This window comes from Elusimicrobiaceae bacterium (genome assembly GCA_028700325.1).
GTDB lineage: Bacteria > Elusimicrobiota > Elusimicrobia > Elusimicrobiales > Elusimicrobiaceae > JAQVSV01.
In genome coordinates this window covers 1-20,632 of record JAQVSV010000032.1, presented here as the reverse complement: position 1 = coordinate 20,632, position 20,632 = coordinate 1, and the positions used below count along the sequence as shown (strand labels likewise).

Below are 20,632 nucleotides of genomic sequence, written 5' to 3'. Positions count from 1 at the left end.
ACGGCGTAGCCGGTTTCGGTGAATCTGACCGTGTATTTGCCGTAACCCGCGCTCTTGCCGGTTCTGTAAAGCGTGATCTCCCAGCTGTCTTCGTCGGAGGTCACATCGCCAAGGCTGAAATACTTCGGGGGCGGAAAGTTGATGTCGAGCTCGCCCGTATTGTTGGCGTAAGCGCCCTGCCGGGAATGGTACCGTTCCTGCGAGGAGCGGACAGCGGACAGGAAGTTGAACGCTTCGCCCGCTTTTGAACGCTCTACGGCTTCGCGGAAGCGCGGCACGCCGAACGCCGCGAGCACGCCGATGATAACGATCACAACCGCTAATTCGACGAGTGTAAAACCTTTATTGTTCGTCATAATGCTCACCTCTTTATAATTTGTCTGCAGGCAGGCTTCCGTCTGCATCTGCTATATTATACCTTAAGCGTCTTCACCGGGATGAGTTTTTTAAGTAACTTTTCGGTAACGTAAAAACATTTACGCGCCGCCCGAAGAAATCTGGAACATGGGCAGGTAAATCGCGCCCAGCATGCCGGCGACCAGCACGCCCATGCCGATTACGATTACCGGCTCCAGCAGGCCGGTGGCGCGCATGGCGAGCACGGTCACCTTATCCTCATAGTAATTGTTGATCAGTTCAAAAGTGTCCGACAGTTTGCCGGATTCCTCCCCCATTTTTGTCATGCCGACCGTCATTTTTGTGAAAAAACCGGTGTTTTCCATCGCGCCGCCCAGCGTGCCGCCGGCGCTTACCTTGCGGAGGATGTCGCCGATAATGTCGGCGTAAATGGGGTTTTCCCGGAAACCCTGCTGCGTTGACTCGAGAGCCGAAAGCATGGGCATGCCGCTTTTCATCAGCAGCGCCATGCTTGCCGCGAACTGGACCTGTGCCGACTGGACCTGCAGTTCCCCTACAACCGGGATCGCCATCAGCAGCGAGTTCCACTGCCGCGATCCGAAATCCGTCGCGATGAATTTCTTGAATAAAAACGCCGCTATCCCGATTATGACGATCATCCGTATGCCGTATTTCTGCACGAAGGTGGAGGCGTCAACCATAAACTGCGTTATGGCGGGGAGCTTCTGCCCGGAATCCTCGAACATTTTGGCGAAGGTCGGAATGACTTTCCACAGCATGATGAAAATGGCGGCGATGGCGACGCACAGCATGATTGCCGGATAAATCAGCGCAGATTTCACCTTGCCGGTTATCGCGCTGCTTTTTTTTATGCTGGTGTTGAGCTGGATGAGCAGCCGGCCCAGCTGGCCGCTCTGTTCCCCGGTACGGATAACCTGCAGCCACTGGAATGCGAAAATGTTCGGATATTCGGACATCGAGTCGTAAAGCGCTTTGCCGCCGGCCACTTTTTTTGAAACTTCCCGCAGCACTTTGACCAGTTTCTGGCTTTCGCACTGCTCGATCGCCAGCGCGATGGCGCGCATCAGCGCAACGCCTGAATTGAGCAGGGTGGAAAGGTTTTCAAAAAAGGCAAGGATATCATCTTCTTTAATTCCGGGGTGGACAGCCGTCTGCACCCGGGCGTATTTTATGAAAACTCCCAGATTTTTCGCCATGCTCATATTTTACTATAAATTAATGTATAATACCTTCTATAACAGGGCTTTTTCGCGCACGGGTATGCGGAGGATTGCGCGGGCGCGGCGTTATATTTCAAAAATGAGAAAACCATTACTGTTTTTGCTTTTGCTGGCAGCATGCTGTCATGCGGGGGTTGCCGCGAATATACTGGCACGCTCTTTCACGACCCCTAAATCGGATATATGGGCGGTTGCTTTTTCTCCCTCCGAGGAACTGGTTGCCGCGGGCGGAAAGGACGCCACGGTCCGGCTGTGGGACTTGAATTCAGGAAAGGAAAAATACGCGCTGCCGGCGTTCGGCGCGATTTCGGCGCTGGTGTTCGATCCCAAGGGAAAATATCTGGTTGCGGGCGGGCGCAGCAGCAGGATCTCGATCTGGAATACTGACAGTTTTTCTCTCAGCCGTACGCTGGAGGCCGCCAGCAAGGCGGTGTTTTCGCTGGCGTTTTCGCCGGACGGGCAGTATCTGGCGGCCGCTACTGACGATTCCGTGAAAATATGGTCGCGCTCCGGGTTTGAGCTGGTTAAAAGTTTCAGGTTTAACGCGGAAGTGTTTTGCGTGGGGTTTTCCGGCAAGTATATCGCGGCGGGGCTGGCCGACGGGTCGGTGCAGGTGTGGGAAGCGGGCACCTTCAGGCCCGTGAAAACATTTGCGGCGCACGAGCGGTTCGTTTATTCGCTGGCGTTCGATCCGGATGACAACACGCTGGTCACTTCCGGCGGCGATAACGACATAAAAGAGTGGCAGCTGCCCGACATGGGCTTGTTGCAGAAGCTGGCCGGCAGCGGAAAAACGGCCGTGTTCGCGCTGGCGTTTTCGCCGGACGGCAAGTTCCTGGCCGGCGGCGGCGAGAAAGCGCTTGTGCGGGTGTGGCTGACGAAACGCAATTCGCTCACGCAGTCGTACAATCTGGATAAAAAAGGCGTTTACTGCGTGGCGTTCTCCACGGACGGGAAATATCTGGCCGCGGGCGGAGAAGACGCCAGGGCCAACGTCTGGTATTCGCCGTGGGAATACGACCGTATGGTGCAGGACGAGAAATACGGCAGGTTTTTCGAACAGGGCATGTCATTGTACAACACCGCGCTTGTCCCCATATACGGCAAACGCAAGGCGCATGAGGTTTTTAAAAAAGCCGAAGAAGTGAAACCGACCGCCGAAGTGGAAGAAATGATCCGCAAATCTCATGCCGCTTATGTCAAAGGAATCAAAGGGCTGGCGCTGTTTCTGGCGCTGATACTGGGCCTTGGCGGCGGCTACGGCGCGTTTAAGGCGAAAGCCATTCTTCGCAGAAGATACGAATCAATAGCCGTAAATAAAATCACTACGCTGCTGGCCAACGGCCACCGGGCGGAGGCGCTGGCGTTTTTCAGGAAACTGCGCAAGCTGGGCGGCAACGCCGCGGCGCTGGCGCCGGAGCAGGTCTATTCTCTTTTCGAAAACACGGAAGAGCTGCTTAAAGAAAATCTGCCGCCCGTGTTTCTGCGGTTCGCCGTGAAGGAACTGGCGGCCAGGGGCGCTCACGCGCAGGCGCTGGCCGTATTCGAACAGTTCAAGGGCGCGGTGAAAACCGCCTATATCCCGGACATGTTTGGCGAACAGGAAGTCATCTCGCTTTATGCAAACGCCAATGCCAGCGACAAGCTGGCGGAGGATGAAAAAATTCCGCGCGCCGCGGTGCTGGCATACGCGCTGGAGCTTGCCCATGCCGGCAAATTGCCGCAGGCTTTTACGCTGGTGGGAGATTTGGGCGCGATTTTCAGGGATCAGGCGTTTACGCCCGATATGGCGCGCGATATTATCGGGTTTTACATCGAGGCGGATTCGGTCGAGGATTTGTTCCATGCGGTTGAGGCGCAGGTGTTTCCGCGGACAATGTATCTCGCCATGAGCGTGGGGTTTATCAAGGCGGGCAAGCCGGCTTTTGCGGAGCGGGTGTTCAAGCTGATCACGCAGGATACGGAAAATCCGTTCAGCGTCAAGGATTACGAAAAGCTGATAAGCATGTTCGGTCCCGACAGCCGGGGCGCGGAGCTGGCCGGCAAGCTGCTGCCGCCCGAAATGCAGTGGCGGGTTGCCGAAGGGATGCTGGACAAAGGCGAAATGCAGGAGTCGCTTAATCTGCTTAACCGCCGGTCCCGCGCGATATGGGGAGCCGACGATTACCGCGTTTGCATGAGAGTTTACGCCGCGCTGGATTTATTCGACGTGGCTGAAGAAATGGTGGAGCAGGTGCGGCTGGAAAAAACGTCGGCCGATCTGCCGGGTTTTTTCTACGAGTTTGCGCGCTGTTGTGAAAACAAGGGTTTCTTCGACCGGGCTTACGCGATTTACCGTGAGTTGATAAAAGCTCATGTGGCATATGCCGATATAGCCGACCGGTATCGCTCCGTTCGCAAAAAACTCGGGCTTGAGGAGCATCCTACCACTTCCCGGTCTCAAAACGCTGATTTCCAGCCTGCGGCCGCGGAGGCCGCCGGCGGAGCGGAGGCTGCGGCTCGGAACGCGGGGCAGCCGGAAGCCGCCGGCAGGAATGAAGCGGCCGTTGCGGTGTATGCCGCGCCGGCCGATACGCCGCGCACTGTTTCCGCGCGCGCAAAGCCCATGGCGAAAGCCGCGCGCCTTGATCTCGACGCGGAAATGATCAATCTGCTCAAAGACGGCAAGCTGGAACTTGTGGGCGAGCTGGGCAAAGGCGGGATGGGTATCGTTTACAAGGTGTTCGACAAGTCGCTTAACCGCAATGTGGCGGTCAAGCGGATGAAAGAGGAAATGTCGCTTTCAAAGAAGGACTCCGAGAAGTTCTCCAATGAAGCCAGGATGGTGGCGCGGCTCAATCATCCCAACATTGTCATCGTGTATGAAATAATAGAGAAACATGACAACATGTTTATTCTTTTCGAATATATTGACGGCAAATCCATGGAGCGGATACTCGACGATTCACCGGAAGGGCTGTCCGTAAAGGATACGGTGCGGATTATCGAGCAGGTCTGCAACGGACTGGCGTACGCGCACAAGCATAATGTAATTCATCGCGATCTCAAGCCGTCCAATATCATGCTTGCCAAAGACGGGCTGGTTAAAATCACCGATTTCGGCATAGCGCGCATGGCCAAAGACACCATTATCCGGCTTACCGGCGCATCCACCGGCACGCTGGCATATATGGCGCCCGAGCAGGAGCTGGGCACTTTTGACGCCCGGTCCGACGTGTTCAGCCTTGGTGTCGTCATGTACGAAATGCTGACCGGCGAACATCCGTTCCGGGGGCCGAATTTTTATCTTCAGAAAGAAAAAATGGTTTATAAACCGCTGTCCGACATTTTGCCGGATATTCCCAAAGGGCTTGAGCTGATCATCAACAAGTGTCTGGCGGCCGATCCGAATATGCGGTTTTCAAGCGTTGACGAACTGCTTAAAGAGCTGGTCGGCGTGCCGGTTTGACGCGCAGTATCAGGTAACGCGATTTCGCGGTCCCGGCGATTTAATCGCCGGGACCGCGTGTTTTACGGGCTATATATAAATGATGACGGCCGGAGCGGAGTACCGGTGTAAGACGTATCAGCTGAAGACGGCCTGTTTTGGAAACCGCCGGGAGGAGTAATCCAAGACTACTCCTCCCGGCGGTTTATAAATTCCGCCCGCAAAACCCCGGCGCTGGCCGGTTCGACATAATGATTGCCGGCATGGCACAGCTCAAGCGGGGGATGGAGCGTGCACGGCAGTCTGTGCCAATCGAACCACCCGGCGTGAGCCGGGTGGTTCGATTGGCGGAGATCGCCCGCGCTTATGACTTCACTATCCGCGGAGTAATGAAAATAAGCAGTTCTTTCTTTACTTTTGAAGACGAGGTGTTGGTGAACAGCAGTTTGCCGATAATGGGAATGCTGCTCAGAATGGGAACCTTCTGCACGGTGGAGCTTTCTTCGTTGGAAAGCAGGCCGCCGATCAGCACCGTAGAGCCGTCGCTTACCCGGATGGAGGTGGTAATAGAACGTTTCTGCGTGTCCACCACATCGTCGCTCGGGAAGAATTCCGAATACTGCGGCCGGCTTATCTGGGGCGTAATGCTGAGCGTTATCATGCCGCCTTCGTTTACCTGCGGTGTGACCGTCATCGTAATGCCGGTTTCCTGCCGGACGGCGTTTTTGCTCTGTTCGCCCAGATAGCCGGAGCCGGTGAACTGTTTCGTTTCAAACTCGACCACGGTGTCCGCCGTGACGGAAATCACGGCGGGTTTGTTATTCAGGGTCATGACCTTGGGTTTTGAAAGATACTGGCCGTGCCCCTCTATCATAACCGCCTTGAGCACCGCCACCAGCTGCGTGAACGAGAGAATGCCGAAACTGTAGCCGCCATAATACGAGTCGGACTCCACCGTGCCGCCCCCGCTGAAAGTTGACCAGTCGTAAGCGTGCATCGGGTTGATTTCGCCGTTGTTTGTCAGCGGAAACGACACCAGCTGCGAGTTGCCCTGAAACTGCGCCAGCACCCCGTCGGTGCCCCAGGTAATGCCCAGATTCTTGGAATTGGTGGCGGTCGTTTCGATGAAATACGCTTCGATCATAACCTGCGGAACGGGCGTGTCAAGTTTTTCTATCAGTTCTTCGATATTGGGGAAGTTTTCCGGCGAGTCGGAAATGATGAGGCTGTTGGTTTCGGGATAAGTCTGAATTCTTCCGTCGTCGGTCAGCGCGCTGCGGATGACGTTGAGAAACGAAACCGACCCGTCTCCGCTGCTGGCGGTGGATGAAGGCGCAGATCCGGCGCCCGGCGCCGACAGCGAGCTTGACCCGCTTTTCGAGCCGCTTGACCCGCTGCTGCCGCTTTTGGCGCCCAGCGTGCCGGCGCCGCCTCCCGAACTGGCCATCGCGGCCAGCTGGGTGTATTTCAGCTTGAAAATCCGCGTCGCCAGCCGGGCCCGGGAATTACTGGCTTCCTTGACCACAAACGTGTTGCTGTTCCCGATCTGCTCATAGCCCATGCCGTGCACTTCCAGAAGCGCGCGCAGCGCGTCGCGCAGGCTGACATCCTCCATCAGCGCGGCGAATTTCCGTTCCTGCAGTTTCTCGTCTACAATGAAACTCGCGCCGGTCTGCCGGGTAATCGCTTCCAGAATGGAGATAAGCGGCGTGTTGCGCAGTTTCAGCGTTACCTTGCGCGACGACAGGGTGGTTTCCGTAGGCGAGATTATGAAATTGGAAGCCGGGCCCGGGTCAGCCGCGCGCATGGTGGCTGCCGGAGTCAGGCTGGCGGCAACCGCGGGTTCGGTTGAAACTGCCGGTTCCGGTTCGGCTGCGGCGTCGCCTATCCCGACATAAAGCCCTTCGTCGGTCCGGCGGACATGCACGTCTTTTGTGTTGGGCAGCGCGCGCAGATCCAGCGCAATGAGAATATTATCCGCGTTTTCGGTATCATTGTTGACCTTGACCTGTTTCACATATCGCCCGGAGGTGCTGTAAATCTTGTTCCCGGGCGGAAACAGGCCGTTCTGTACCGTTATGACCAGCCTGGGCGGATTTTTATAGAGTTTGGTCTCATATTCATAAGGCGGCGCGATCAGCGCTGTGAGGGAATCCCCTTTCGCCGTTATCTGCTGGATTACGCTCGCCGCGCCTGCCGGCGGCGCCGACAGCGCGAGCGTTGCCGCAAGAGCGGCCAGTTTCAGTTTTTGTATTTTATTCATTGTTTTGCCTTTGCGTCTTCAGGGTTCAGTCCTTGAAAAATTTTGTTACCGGTCTGCCGTTTATCATAAGCACCACGCTGTTTTGCGTGATCGTCTGCACTTTTATGTTTGACGAATATTCGCCGCCTATGCCAAGCACTTTGCCGTTTATGCTTACCATGGGAGTTGTTTCGTCCCAGAAAATAGCGTTAAGATACAAAAGCGAGGCGGGATCTATTTCCCGTTTCTTCACCGGCTCGCCGGTTTTGGCGTCGGTTTTCGGTTCTTCTTTGGGCCCCAGCTGGAAAGGGTCGCGCGGAAGCGGCGGCACTTTGTAGTCCGCCGGATCGGCCGGGAACGCGATTGGCGGGTCGGAATTCTGGATGTCGCCCGCGATTTTCGTGTCGGCGGAGAAAATAAGCCCGTAACATGCGGCCATTATTATGACAATCGGCAGCCAGCGCTGCAAAATCACGTCCATTCTCATCGCGCGGCCCCCTTGTTGTCAGGCAGGCTGAATTTCCCGCCGGGCGGTTCCCGGTCCGGCGGTTGCCGTTTTCCGGGCGGCGCAGGCGGCGGCTTCACGCCGTTTTGCGGCGCGGCGGCAGGCCGCCGTTCGTAATCGTTTCCGTCAAGTTCGAATTTTCCGCCGGGGCCCGGCAGCGGAAATTCAGATCCGCCAGGTTTGCTCTGCGCGGTGGGGGCCGGCGCCGGTTTCCCGGCCGGAGCGGGCGCGGCGCCGGGAGCCGCCGTTGAAATTTGCGGGGTGCCCGCGGCCTCACCCGGTTTGGCGGCCGGTTTTTCGTTTAGATTGAATTTTCCGGCCAGCAGATCGGGTCTGTCGGCCTGAGAATCCGCGTTGCCGCCTTTTTTTGCTTCCGATTTTGACATGGGCTGCAGCAGCATCGCCAGCTGCAGAACCGCGTTTATGTTTTTGTCGGCCGGGTTGAGCCGTATTTCATCAACGCAAAGCCCGTATTTGCGGCGCTCCACCGTGCCGATGAACTGCACTATATTATCGTAACTGCCTTCCAGCGAGGCTGTTACGATCAGCCTCTGAATTTCGTTTTTGTCTTTCGTTATCACCGGCTTGGGGTCAAGGTTGAGGATTTTCAGGCCCGCACCCAGCGCCAGATCCCGTATCTCCGACAGCCATTGAATGTAGCGTATGTTGGGCGACAGGCGTGCTTTGTATGCCTTGAGCGCCACTTCGGCTTCTTCTTTCCGTTCAATCAGGATTTTTTTACTGCGCTGCACCTGGTCTTTCTCCTGCAGCGTTCCGATATGCAGATAAATAGGCACACCCATGCTCCCAAGCCCCACGATGCCGATTAGTGCCAGCACCACGATGCGGAAGATTATCGGATTTTGCAGCCGGGCAATAACTTCTTTGTCCAGCTGCTCTTTGAATACCGACTGGGAGTTAGCCTGTTGTTCAGCCATTCTATGTCATTCCAAAGTGACCGTAGCGAAAATTTTACTGCCGTCCGGTTTCATTGAGACCGCCTTCAGCTGGACTTTCGGAAACCATTTTACAAGGTGCTTGCTCTGTTTGAGCGCGTCCAGAAATTTTTCCACCTGGGTTTCGGGACGAGCCCCGTCCGCCCCGCTCACGCACTCGAACTGCAGAATAAACGTCCGCGCGCCGCCTCTTTTTCCCGCCCATAAAACATCGCGGCCGTAAAGGCTTTTTATCTGGATGGATGGCGGAATAATCTCCGCCAGTTCCGTGAGAATGTCGCTCCACGACGTGCGCTTGGCGTAAAATGCCGTAAGCGGACCCATTTCGGCGCGCATGGTTTTTATTGATTTGTTGATGGCGTCATTGCTTTGGCTGGCGGCCCAGGACACCTGGGCGTTCATTGCCGTGCGCAGGCGCACGTTTTTGTCCAGCCGTTCTGTCTGCATCCCGAGGTAAATCGCGGTCAGCAGAATCAGGCCGGTCGTGATGAAAGTTTCCAGATAGGGAAATGTTGTCAGCAGCGAAACGCGTTTCTGGATTTCACGGACAAGATTGATATTCTGCATTTCCGGGTACAGCGTGCCCAGCGCCAGCCCGTAGGCGACAAGATAGCCGTCATAAGGCGCGAACTCGTGGGTTTCGCACGGGATCCCGGTCATCTCGGTGAGCCGGGCCGCCAGATTCCTGTCGGGATTGCTGCCCTGCACGACAATCTTTGACACGCCGTCCGCCGTGAACTGCTTGCGGGTGTATATCACAAGGTTCTGCGTGGCGGGGAAAATGGCTTCCGCGAAGTTTTCCTGCACTGTATTGAGCAGGTTCCATGAAAGCGGCACCCGGTTCTTGTTTAGCGATACCAGCGTCATTTCCGGGCCTATCAGAATGCGTATCTCCGGCAAGGCGGACGAAGGCGGCACTTTGTTCCAGGCCGCGCGCAGCGCCGCCACCGGGCCGGGTTCGAAACGCGAAGGAACCAGGCCGATATCGTCAAAATCCTTCCAGATTTTCATGATGGTCGGGCGTTTCGCGGCGGAAATCAGAATGAAATTCTGATCCTCGTTCTGGAAATTCCGCCAGTCGTAAATCAGTTTCTTTGAATGCAGAAATTCCGCTTTCTGGTTCTCGTTCACTATCAGGTCAATGTCAATGGTTTTCTGTTTCTGCGAAACCGCGAAGGCGTAATAGAATACGGTAGTGTCCTTTATCCCCACCGTCATTGTTTCCGGCAGTTCCGCCAGGAACCGGTACAGCTTTTCAAGCAGTTTCAGCTCCTTTTTGTGTTTGTGGCCCGAAAAAATGTTTTTGAATTCAATCCGTTCCTCAAAGGGCTTTGCGTGCGGGAAAATTTCCAGCAGATATTTCGCAAGCGGTTTTTCTTTCGACAGCGGCCCCGACAGCTTCCGGTTCACCTGCGGTTCCTTGAACCCGGCCATCAGCCGTATTATGTAAACGCTGTCGTCGTCCACATAGATGCCGTAGCTCGTGTGGAACTTCGAAATAACGTCTTTTATGAGTTTAACCGGGTTGTTCATTGAAACATGTTACTCGCATTTGCTCCAGAACTTGTTTTCGTCCAGAAAATCGGACGGGCAGGCGCAGCTCGCTATGGAAATCCGCACCGAATCGGTCGAAGCCGTTATGCGCCACTGCCGGGAAGTGGCGTCCAGCAGGTCATAGACCAGCGCAATTTGTTCAGGCAATGCCGCAGCGGTGGCCAGAACGCAGGTATAACCGTCGGGCGGGGTGCCGCTTTCAATCAATTCAAGCGCACGGCCCATTCCTTTGTGCTGGCCCGGCACGCCCGATTCCGCGAAATTCGGGTTGTCCGTCAGTTTCAGGAGCGTGCGGAGCTGATTGTGGAAGATGCTTATGATTACCAGCGATGTTCCCATAAACGCCAGCGCCAGAAGCATTGCGCTGCCTCTGTTTTCCTTCCGTCCGCGCGTTCCGGGTTTTTCGCTCATATTTTTTCAGGGCGTGGCGTTGATGACAGTGTCACGCCGCATATCCAGTGTTACTTCGGCTTTGCCGTTCGCAAAAACCATTTTTACATCCGTTCCGCTTACGCTTATCGTCACGGCAAGCGATTTCAGCAGCTTGGCTACGGTCATGTCGCTGCTGTCGGCGCTGTCGTGCCGGTACAGGCACATCGCGGCTCCGCCGGAAGTGTAGGTTACGGTGGAGCCGTTGCCCTGATAAATTTCAAACCCGTTAGCCGGCGCCTCGGCCAGCGCCACCGCCGTAGCCGACGACAGATCCGTCATCAGCATCGTGCGCGCCACCGCCGCTTCCCTGTTGACATTGGCGCGGCTGAGCACATAGTTGAGCTGCATGGAGCTTGACGTCCAGATACTGCCGAACTGCACTATGAAAACGGAGAAAATTACACCCGCTATGGTCATTTCCATAATGGTCATGCCGCCGCGGTTTGCGCGCGTATTTTTCATCGGTCGGTGAGCAGGACGGTTGCCGTGAAATCGGGCGGAGCTTCCGCGACTTCGGTCACGTCAACATGGTTTCTGGATTTGTCGGCCATCGGGGTTGAGGATATGACCGCAAAAATGGCGGAGGTGTTGTCCGCCGGCACGAATACGGTATGCTGGGTTCGCGCTTCCAGCCAGGTCAGCTGTTTGAGATTGTTCGTCACCACCGCGCCCATTCCGGCGACAGCCAGCAGCAATACGAAAACAGCTATCTGTATTTCGATAAGGGTAAACCCGGCGATATGGGCATGCGCACGTTTCATTGCACGTCTATTATATAAATTATAAATAGGCAATGAAATACATTTGGCGGCGCGGCACACAGGCGCTCTGGCGAAACGCCTGACGGCTCCGAAATTGAGTAAAATGAAAAGAAACGCCGCGTATGCGCCCGCGCCGCGAATTTAAAGCTGGGTATGGCCCCGGCGCAGACCGGGAGTGGAGCCGGCAGTCTGAATGCTATGAAACTTTATTGCGGACAATTCCGTTCTCTTGAGCGGCAGTTTGCGGTTTTTCTTGATCAAACCCGCGAAACGCCGCTTTCGCCCGTGCTGATTGCCGTTCCTTCCGCCCGCATGGCCGATTATCTGAGCCGCAGGCTGGCGCTGGGCGGAGCGTGCGCCAATATCGTGTTTGAAACTTTTTCTTCGCTCTCGGCGAAAGTCGCGCTGGAAAATTTTCCGCCGAAAACTTCGCTCGCCGCCGCCCGCGGCGATGGCGTGCCGCCGGTCATAAGCGCGCCCGGGTTTCAGGAGTTCCTGTTGCGTTCGGTATTGGAACTGTATCCCCTTGAAAGCGGCTCTTTGACGCGCGGCTTCGCTTCCGCGGTGCGCGAAAGCGTGCGTGACCTTACGGATGCGCTGGTCAATGACGAGGCCGTGCTTGCCCAGCTTGAGGACGGCGCGTTTGAAAAATGGGGCGATACCGCCGCGGTGCGCTGGCTGCTGCGGGTGCGGTCGGCTTATATGGCGGGTGTCGAACGGCTGCCGGCGCTTTCACGATTCGAGATTGCGGAGCGGGCGATAAAGAACGCGCCGCAGAGCGCGTATCTGGCGCGGTTCGATTCGCTGGCCTATTATGGTTTTTACGAGCTGACCGGCGTGCAGCTGGAGTTTTTTAATGCCGTGCGCCAGAATTTTCCCGTTACGCTTTTTTATCCGCATGAAAAACTTCACGCCATGCGCCACGCCGACCGGTTTTTCGACACGCAGCTCGCCGGTTACGCCGCAGAAATCACGCGGCTGGAGCCGGAGCCTGCGGCGCTGGGCGTGGCGGAGGGGTGCCTGTTCTCGCCGGATGGAGCGTGCGCGTCCGTGCCTGAAAAAGCTCTTAAAGCCGTTTCCGTTTCCGGCGCGCGAGAGGAGCTGAAATTCGCCGCGCGGGAGATTCTGGAGCTGGTGGAGCGGGAAAATTATGCTTTTTCCGATATAGCTGTCGTGGCGCGCACGCTGGAGCCTTATGCCGAGCTGCTGGAACCGGTTTTCGGGGAATATCTTGTGCCGTTCCGGGCGGCGGTGAAACTGCCGCTCCTTGCCAGCCCTTCGGCGCGGCTGATTAAAACCTTTCTCAGCCTCAGGCGCGACAATTATCCGGCCGAGCAGGTTCGGGCGGTCTGGTCGTCGGCTTGTTTTAACGCGCCGGGCGGCGCGTTTCGGGCGGCGCGGGTGTGCGGCTATATGGCGCAGGCGGGTGTCACCCGCGGGATTGAACAATGGCGCGCGCTTTTCGATCCCGCGTGCGCGGCGCGGTTTTCAAACGCGCAGTACGCGGCGGCGGATCTGCAATCGTTTGCCGAATGGCTGGCGGAAACCGACCGTTCGCTCGCCGCGCTTGAGCGCGCCGGTTCGTGGCGCGCGCTGTGCGGCGCGGCCCGCGGCCTGATTGAAAAAAACATCGTGACGGAACCGGCCGCCGCGGCCGCCGCGCTTGAGGCGCTTGACGGGCTTGAACTGTACGGGCTGGTGCGCGCCGCCCGCGAAAATGAATTTCTGGACGAAGCCGCCATGCTTTTGGAGCAGGCCGCCGAACCGGCGGGCGGCAACGCTTCGTGCGGCGTGGACGTGCTCGACGCGATGGGCGCGCGCGGCCGGACATACCGGGCCGTCATAATACTGGGGCTGAATGAAAAGAGTTTTCCCAGGCTGATCCGGGAGGATCCTGTTCTGCGCGACAGCGCGCGCCGCGTTCTGCGCGACACGCTGGGCTACTGGATCGCGCCAAAGCTCGACGGTTATGACGAGGAACGGCTGCTTTTCCATTATCTGCTCGATTCCGCCTCCGAGCGCGTGTTCTGCGTGTGGCAGGCGACGGACGAGGAAGGGCGGGCGAAGGTAATGTCCTCTTTTCTTGCGGAACTGCTGCGCGCGTGTTCCGTTTCGCCGGACGACGGGAAATTCTGCGTTTGCGTGCCGCGCCGCCTGTCGGAGCAGTTTTCCTGCGTGGACGAGAAGTATCTTTCGGCGCGGGATTTTTCGCTCAAGCTCGCGCTCTCCCGGGATGCTGAAGCGGGCTATCCCGCCGCCGGGCTCGACAGCGGCGCGTTCAAAGCCCTGCGCGCGGGCGCGCGGGCGGTCGCGGCGGGCGGGGCGGCGGGCGGATTCGACGGGCTGATCGGGACACCCCAGCCGCACCTTCTCCACTTGCGCGGCAAGGGCTTTTCGCCGACCTCGCTTGAGGACCTGGGCAAGTGTCCGTTAAAATATTTTTTCTCGCGGGTGCTGGGCCTGCGCGGCGGCGCGGAGATCGCGCAGACAAAGCCGGACGCCCGCGAGACCGGCAATTTCTATCATGCCGTTCTGTGCGGCGCATACCGGGCGCTGGCGGCTGAAAATTTCTGGGCCGCGCCGGAACCCGACCGCGCCGTGCTGTGCGCGGCAAGATTTTTCGAGGAACTGGTGCCGGAACGGAAAGACGGGGTTTATCCGGTTGTCTGGGAAACGGTGCGCGAGAAAATGCACGCGACCGTAAAGGAGTTCGTGCGGGCCGACGTCGCCGGCACCGCCGCCGCGCTGCTCGCGCCTTCCTGTTTCGAGCAGCCGCTTGAGGCGGCGCTGGCCGAGCTGAAGGATTATAAATGCGCCGGCATAGCCGACCGGATAGATGTTGGCGCCGGGGACGGCACTTTTCTTGTTGTTGATTACAAGACGAAACTGCGCGGATCCCGGCTGCTGAAAAAAGACGTGCTGCGCGCGGCGCGGTTTCAGCCGTTTCTGTATTTTCTCATGGCGGAGCAGGCGCTGCCGCAGTTGCGCGGACTGAAACCGCGCGGCGCGGTTTTCAAAAGCCTTGAAGCGTTTTCGCCGGACCACGCGCGCGGCGCGGTGGAGGAGCAGAGTCTGTCCGCCTCCGACTGGAATGAAATTCATGACGGGGCGTGCGCGCTTCTGCGTTTTCTGGCGGGACTGGCGGAAACGGGAAATTTTTTCATCAACCCCAATGAAGGCCGGGGTAAATGGTGCGAGTACTGCGATTTCGCGCGCGCCTGCCGCAAAAACCATCATGCCAGCGTGCGCCGGGCGCGCATGAGCGCGCTGTTTTCCGAGCGGGACAGACTGACCGGAGGAGCTTCAGATGACGAATCCTGACGTTTTGCCCGACCGCGCCGACCGTGAAGCCGCCCGCTTCGTGTTTGACCGCAATATTATTGTTGAAGCCGGCGCGGGCACCGGCAAAACCACCCTGCTTATCGAGCGGCTCAGTTTCTGGCTGCTCGCCGTGCCGGATGCGGACGCGGGCGGAGTGGTCGCGCTCACTTTCACGGAAAAAGCCGCCGCCGAAATAAAAATCCGGCTGGCGGCGCGCCTGCGCAAGGCGGCGGAGCTTTTCTCCGGGCCGCGCGAGGAACTGCTGAAAGACCGGTTCTGCGCCGAGCTGGCTGACCGGGTTGCGGCGGCGGACACCCCCGCAGGGCGAAAGAAGATAGCGGATCGCGCGCGAACCGCGCTTGACGCGCTTGAGCGCGCGCAGCTGGGCACCATCCATAGTTTCGCGTCGCACATACTGCGGCTGTTTCCGGTCGAGGCGGGGATAGACCCCCAATCCAGGATTGACGACGGCGAAGCCGCGAAAGATTTTTTCCTGCGCTTATGGCAGGGCTGGCTTGATGTCGAACTGGGCGAAAATGCCCCGCGCAAAACCGGCTGGAAACGCGCGCTCGCCCGCGTATCCGTTGAGGATTTGCGGAAACTGGCCGAAGCGCTCTGCCGTCCTGAAATGAACGGCTATGAGCCGCTCGCTTGCCGGGCGGAGTTTGTCGGCTTCTGCGGCCGGAGCGCCGGGCTTGCCCGGGAACTGGCGGCAAAATACGCGCCTAAAAAAGCCCGCAAGCTGGAAACCGCGCTCCTGGAATGCGCCGGCGCGTTCGACGAGTTCGCCCGCGCTTTTGAAACCGGAGATTATTCCGCTTCCCGTCCTCCGCTCGATTGCGATATGCCGGCAAAGCCGAAAGAATGGCTCGACGAGGATTACGCCGCCGCCAGACCGCTTGTCGGTTTCATGAGAACCGCCGCGCTTGATTCGCATAAAACGGTGCTTGAATGCGTGGAGCTGCTGCGCCCGTTTGTCACTTTGTACCGCGACAGGTACAGCCATGAGCGGCTGCTTTCATTCAACGAACTGCTGGTGCGCGCGCGCGATCTGCTGAAAACCAACTTCGCGGCGCGCAGCCGCCTGAAAAAAGAGTACCGCGCGATACTTATAGACGAGTTCCAGGACACCGATCCGCTGCAGGGCGAAATGCTTTTGTATCTCGCGGAGGATGACGGCGGCTGCGCCGCGTCGTGGCGCGAACTCAGGCTCAAGCCCGGCAAGCTGTTTGTGGTGGGCGATCCGAAACAGTCCATTTACCGGTTTCGCGGCGCGGACATGAAAGCTTATGACCTGTTCACCGGGCTTATGACGGCCCAGAATGCGCTTTTGTGCCGGCTGAAAACCAACTTCCGCAGCACTCCGGCGCTCATCGGCGCGGTCAACCATTTCACGGGGCCGGTGATGCGGCGCGAGGAAAATATTCAGCCGGAGTATATCGGCATCAACCCGCCGCCGGGCAGGACGGGCGGGACGCCGCCTCATGCGGTGCTGGTTGCGGGAGAGGACGGCGGCAGGATTTCGGCGGCCGAGTCGCGCGAGCGGCAGGCCGGGCTGATAGCGGGCTGGATCAGGGAAAACGCCGGCTCGCTGGAACTGGAACCCGGCCGGATCATGCGCCTCAAAGACGTGGCGGTGCTGTTGCGCTCGGCTGGTTCGCTCGGCGCGCTTCTGGACGCGTTCAGGCGAGCAGGCGTCGGCTATGTGGTCGAGGAAAAGCGGTTTTTTTATGCCACGCAGGAAATTACCGATCTGCTTAACCTGCTGGCCGCGCTCGACAACCCGGGCGATACGATTGCGCTCGCGGGGCTGCTGCGCAGCCCGCTCGCCGGCCTTTCCGACCGCGAGCTTTATGAGTTGCGGTGCCGGGGCCGGCTGGATTACCGTCTGCCCGCGCCGGTCGCCGCGGCGGAACTGTTTTTCGAGAAACTGCGCGCCTGGCGTGTGTATGCCGGGGAATTGCCGTCGCGCCGGTTTATTGACACGGTACTGCGCGAAAGCCGCGCGGCGGAACTGCTTTCCCTTGCCTACGGAGGCGAGCAGACCGCGCTGAACGTGCTTAAATTCGCCGAGATCTTCGCGTGCGCGGGCGAGCGCTCGGGGCTGGGGCCTGGCGCGTTTGTGCGGCGCGCGGCGGATTACGTGGCTGAAAAAACGGGCGAGGGCGAAAGCCCGCTCGCCGACGAACGGCTTGACGCGGTGAATATTATGACCATGCATAAGGCCAAGGGTCTGGAATTTCCGGTGGTCATAATACCCAATATCTCCGGTTCGACCGGCGGCGGGAACGACCGGCCCGCCCTGCTGGCGGATTATACCGCCGGGCTGGCGGGCCTGCGCATCGGCCGGTACGCCGATTTCGGCATGGCGTATCTGGAAGAACGCGAACAGCTTCATTCGCAGGCGGAGGAAGTCCGTGTTTTTTATGTCGCGCTTACGCGAGCGCGCAACCTGCTGATGCTGTTCGGTACCGACAGCAGGTTTTGCCATCATGGCAAATTCCCGGCCGGTTCCGTGGCGAAGCTGCTGGAAATCGGCGACGAAACCGTGTTTTCCGGTCTGGCCGGCGCGTTTTTGTCGGTCGAGCGAAGCGGATGCGCCGACTCGGAACCGGCGCTGTGCGCCAAAAACGCCGGTTTGCCGGCCACACGGGCGCAGGACTGCGCCGCCTGGCGCGCGCTTAACGCCGCGCGGGAGGAGCAGTTTGGAAATTTCGCCGGCCGGCGGCTTTTCACTAGCCCTACAGGCCAGGCAAAAGAGCGCGATTTCGGCGCGGAGGACGACGACGCTCCCCAGCGGCGCGAACTGGCGGTTCTTACCGGCAGCATCTGTCACAAGGCGCTGGAACTGCATGATTTTCGGGGCGAAATTACGCCCGCCGAAACGCGCGCGGCCGCCGGGTATTTCGTTACCGGGTATCCCGCCGGGCTGATAGACGCGGCCGCAAAAAACGCCGCCGCCATTCTGGCGGGGTTTGCCGGGTCGGCGGCGTACGGGGAAATCGCGCGCGCAAGAATTTTGGGCCGCGAAGTGCCGTTTTATTATGACGCCGGAGCCGGAGTCGTGATGCGCGGCGTAATGGATGTGGTCGCGGAAACGGACGGCGCGGTTGTGGTGTATGATTATAAAAGCGATGCCGTCGCGCCAGGCGGTGAGCCGGCGCGCGCGCTGGAGTACGAGGCCCAGAAAGCCGCCTATCTTGAAATAACAGGCAGACTTTATCCCGCCGGAAAAAGCGTTTTTAAACTGGTGTTCCTGCGCACCGGGGTTATTGTTTAAACCTGATCAAGCCCGTGCTTAAATAATATAATGAAGACAGCCGTATAAATGGTTGTCATGGGAGATATTATGTCCGCGCCACTGTCAATGTGGATTGTATTCGTAGCGGTGATCGGTTTGCTCATGTATGTGGATCTGGGGATTTTAAACAGGAAGTCCCATGCGATCGGCATGAAAGAAGCCGGCCTGATGGTGCTGGGCTGGGTGGGCATTGCGCTGTGCTTCAATCTGCTCGTCTGGTGGCGGATGGGCGCGGAACCGGCGCTGATGTTTCTGACCGGGTATATTATCGAATACTCGCTGTCAATGGACAATATGTTCGTGTTCGTGATGATCTTTTCCTATTTCGCCGTGCCCGCGCAGTACCAGCCACGGGTGCTGCACTGGGGCATTATCGGCGCGGTGCTGATGCGGCTGATACTGATAATGGCGGGTGTCAGGCTGGTGCTGGCGTTCAGCTGGATCATTTATGTGTTCGGCGTGATTCTGATTTACACCGCCGTGAAAATGATGACGCATGATTCCGGCTCCGTTGATCCGGGCGGCAATCCGGTGCTCAGGCTGTTTAAGAAATTCATGCCGTTTACGGCGGAGCCGCATGGCGAGAAATTTTTTGTGAGAAAAGGCGGGCTGTTCGCCACGCCGCTGTTTGCCACTTTGCTGGTGGTGGAGGCTTCGGACCTGATTTTCGCGGTTGATTCGATCCCCGCAATTCTGGGCATAACTCAAAACGCCTTCATCGTCTATTCGTCAAACGTGTTCGCCATCATGGGCCTGCGCGCGCTGTATTTCATGCTGGCGGGCATGATGGACATGTTTTGCTATCTTAAATACGGGATCGGCGTGATACTGCTGTTTGTGGGCGTGAAAATGCTTCTGTCCGGTGTATTTCACATCAGCACAGGCGTGTCGCTCGCCGTGGTGGTGCTGGTGCTGCTGGGTTCGGTATTGGCATCGCTGGCGCACTCAAAGAAAAACCGTGAAACCAATGCTTAGGCTGTATACCGTTTTGCTGCCGGTTCTGTTGTGCGGGCCGGCGGCGGGCTATTCGTTCAGCGGTTCGGTTACCGCCGTGACCGGCGCCGACAGGGTGGAGGTTCTGCGCCGCAAAAAAACCGAAAAAGTGACGCTCGCGGGCGTCACCGTGCCGCCGGAAAAGGAAGCGGCTGCCAGAAAAGTTCTTTTCGAGCGGCTGCTTGAAAAAAACGTGGTGGTTGAAGTGAAGAACACCGGCCGGGACGGGTACAAGGTGTCCGATGTGGCGCTTGAAAACGGCTGGAACCCCGCGCTGGAATTTTTAAAATTAGGCCTGGCGGTCACCGTGCCCGGGCCAAACTGCACGCGCGAGATGCGGCGGCTGGAAAACTCCGCCAGACTTGCGCGGCGCGGAGTGTGGGCCGAAGGCGGGCCCGCTCCTGTTGCGGACGCCGCAGAGCGGGTTGAAACCGCCGCGCCTGCGCGCGGGCCGGACAGGGGAAATTCCTCCGTCTCCCGGCCGGGTTATGCCGGCCGGGTTAAAGAATGGTGGCGCGATTCGGTAAATTCCATGCGGCGCAGATGGCATGAATTTAAAAATGAAAACTGACGTAAAAATGCGGCGTGCCGCGGCATTCGCGGCGTTGGGTTTCGCGTTCTGCGCGGGGGGGCGGTGCGCGCAAAGCAGAGTGGTGTCGCTGCTGCCTTCCAATACCCGGACGCTTTACGCGCTGGGGGCTGAGCCGGTGTGCGTGTCCAATTTCTGCGCGGCTGGCAGCGCTGTGCCCCGCTGCGGCGACAGTTTCAGCCCCGACATCGAAAAAATAGTGTCGCTTCATCCCGACGTGGTGCTGGCCGGCGGAACCAGAACCTCCGGCGCGCGCGCGCGGCTTGCGCGGCTGGGAATAAAAACAGTCGAGATACCGGATCCGCAGACCGTGGCCGGCGTGTTCGACGGGATCGTGCTGATCGGCGAGGCGGCGGGCAAACGCGCGGAGGCGCTGAAACTCGCCGGCCGGATGCGCGCGGAACTGGCCGCGCTTGAACTGCGCGCGCGGAACACGCGCCCGCCGAGGGTGTATGTGGAACTGGACGTCAATCACTGGACCGCGGGCGCGGGATCCTATATAACCGATCTGGTGGCGGCGGCGGGCGGTGAAAATATTTTCGCTGATTTGAAAAGCTCTTATGGAAAAGTCGCGTGGGAAAGTATCGTCGAGCGAAGTCCGGATGTTATTCTGGACCTGTCGTTTGTCAGAACCGACTTTGAAAAACTGGCCGGAGCCGGCCTGGTCCCGGCGATAAAAAACCGGCGCGTGCTGCGTCCCGGAAACGCCGACGAGTATCTCCGTCCGTCAGTAAATATCGTAGGCACGCTGGCCGAATTTAACAGCCTGCTGTTTCCGGCGCACGAGAAAACGCCATGAGCGCGCGCGCCAAAATCATTTCGCTCGCGCTGGCGGCTGCGGCGGCCACGGCGTTTGCGCTGTGGTGCGGCCCCACCCATGATCCCGGCCCGGAAATACTGTGGCGGGTGCGGCCGCCGCGGGTTTTGATGGCGTTATTGGCGGGGGGGGGATC

15 protein-coding genes are annotated in these 20,632 nt (G+C 58.4%); 6 read left to right on the top strand and 9 right to left on the bottom strand.

Annotated features, from left to right (window positions below):
* Together PHW69_05655 and PHW69_05650 are read right to left on the bottom strand one after the other, a co-directional pair.
* A partial coding sequence (locus PHW69_05655) for a prepilin-type N-terminal cleavage/methylation domain-containing protein (protein MDD4004674.1) occupies positions 1 to 356 on the bottom strand: 356 nt, incomplete at its 3' end.
* A gap of 120 nt (positions 357 to 476) precedes the next feature.
* Positions 477 to 1,574 carry a type II secretion system F family protein gene (locus PHW69_05650; protein MDD4004673.1) on the bottom strand — a complete coding sequence of 366 codons (1,098 nt, stop codon included), beginning with the start codon at positions 1,572 to 1,574 and terminating at the stop codon, positions 477 to 479.
* A gap of 103 nt (positions 1,575 to 1,677) precedes the next feature.
* Here PHW69_05650 and PHW69_05645 point away from each other — a divergent pair, with 103 nt between their 5' ends.
* Positions 1,678 to 5,046 (top strand): protein kinase, encoded by a 3,369-nt coding sequence (locus PHW69_05645; GenBank protein MDD4004672.1) that lies wholly within the window; start codon positions 1,678 to 1,680, stop codon positions 5,044 to 5,046.
* Positions 5,047 to 5,389: 343 nt separating this feature from the next.
* Here PHW69_05645 and PHW69_05640 read toward each other — a convergent pair whose 3' ends face one another.
* The 7 genes from PHW69_05640 to PHW69_05610 are packed head-to-tail and all read right to left on the bottom strand — an operon-like array spanning position 5,390 to position 11,475.
* The gene (locus PHW69_05640) at positions 5,390 to 7,288 is read right to left on the bottom strand and encodes a secretin N-terminal domain-containing protein (protein MDD4004671.1); all 1,899 of its coding nucleotides are present in this window, start codon (positions 7,286 to 7,288) and stop codon (positions 5,390 to 5,392) included.
* A gap of 25 nt (positions 7,289 to 7,313) precedes the next feature.
* Positions 7,314 to 7,754 (bottom strand): hypothetical protein, encoded by a 441-nt coding sequence (locus PHW69_05635; GenBank protein ID MDD4004670.1) that lies wholly within the window; start codon positions 7,752 to 7,754, stop codon positions 7,314 to 7,316.
* Positions 7,751 to 8,710, bottom strand: a complete 960-nt coding sequence (locus PHW69_05630; GenBank protein ID MDD4004669.1) for a hypothetical protein — start codon at positions 8,708 to 8,710, stop codon at positions 7,751 to 7,753. Before PHW69_05630 ends, PHW69_05635 begins: the two co-directional genes overlap by 4 nt.
* Positions 8,711 to 8,716: 6 nt before the next feature.
* Complete coding sequence (locus PHW69_05625; protein MDD4004668.1) at positions 8,717 to 10,261, bottom strand: hypothetical protein; 1,545 nt, start codon at positions 10,259 to 10,261, stop codon at positions 8,717 to 8,719.
* Positions 10,262 to 10,270: 9 nt separating this feature from the next.
* Positions 10,271 to 10,693, bottom strand: coding sequence for a hypothetical protein (locus PHW69_05620; GenBank protein MDD4004667.1), 423 nt, complete (start codon positions 10,691 to 10,693; stop codon positions 10,271 to 10,273).
* A gap of 6 nt (positions 10,694 to 10,699) precedes the next feature.
* Positions 10,700 to 11,176: a hypothetical protein gene (locus tag PHW69_05615; GenBank protein MDD4004666.1), complete on the bottom strand. Its 477-nt coding sequence runs from the start codon at positions 11,174 to 11,176 to the stop codon at positions 10,700 to 10,702.
* The gene (locus PHW69_05610) at positions 11,173 to 11,475 is read right to left on the bottom strand and encodes a hypothetical protein (protein MDD4004665.1); all 303 of its coding nucleotides are present in this window, start codon (positions 11,473 to 11,475) and stop codon (positions 11,173 to 11,175) included. Before PHW69_05610 ends, PHW69_05615 begins: the two co-directional genes overlap by 4 nt.
* 198 nt (positions 11,476 to 11,673) lie before the next feature.
* Between PHW69_05610 and PHW69_05605 the strand changes: the two genes are divergently transcribed.
* The 5 genes from PHW69_05605 to PHW69_05585 all read left to right on the top strand — a co-directional run bounded on the left by PHW69_05605 (position 11,674) and on the right by PHW69_05585 (position 20,478).
* Positions 11,674 to 14,796 carry a PD-(D/E)XK nuclease family protein gene (locus PHW69_05605; GenBank protein MDD4004664.1) on the top strand — a complete coding sequence of 1,041 codons (3,123 nt, stop codon included), beginning with the start codon at positions 11,674 to 11,676 and terminating at the stop codon, positions 14,794 to 14,796.
* Complete coding sequence (locus tag PHW69_05600; GenBank protein MDD4004663.1) at positions 14,783 to 18,076, top strand: UvrD-helicase domain-containing protein; 3,294 nt, start codon at positions 14,783 to 14,785, stop codon at positions 18,074 to 18,076. Before PHW69_05605 ends, PHW69_05600 begins: the two co-directional genes overlap by 14 nt.
* Positions 18,077 to 18,145: 69 nt before the next feature.
* A complete protein-coding gene (locus PHW69_05595) occupies positions 18,146 to 19,072 on the top strand; it encodes a TerC family protein (protein MDD4004662.1) in 927 nt (308 codons plus the stop codon).
* Positions 19,065 to 19,661 (top strand): thermonuclease family protein, encoded by a 597-nt coding sequence (locus PHW69_05590; protein ID MDD4004661.1) that lies wholly within the window; start codon positions 19,065 to 19,067, stop codon positions 19,659 to 19,661. Before PHW69_05595 ends, PHW69_05590 begins: the two co-directional genes overlap by 8 nt.
* Complete coding sequence (locus PHW69_05585; GenBank protein MDD4004660.1) at positions 19,651 to 20,478, top strand: helical backbone metal receptor; 828 nt, start codon at positions 19,651 to 19,653, stop codon at positions 20,476 to 20,478. The genes PHW69_05590 and PHW69_05585 overlap by 11 nt, the downstream gene beginning before the upstream one ends.
* Positions 20,479 to 20,632: the final 154 nt, after the last annotated feature.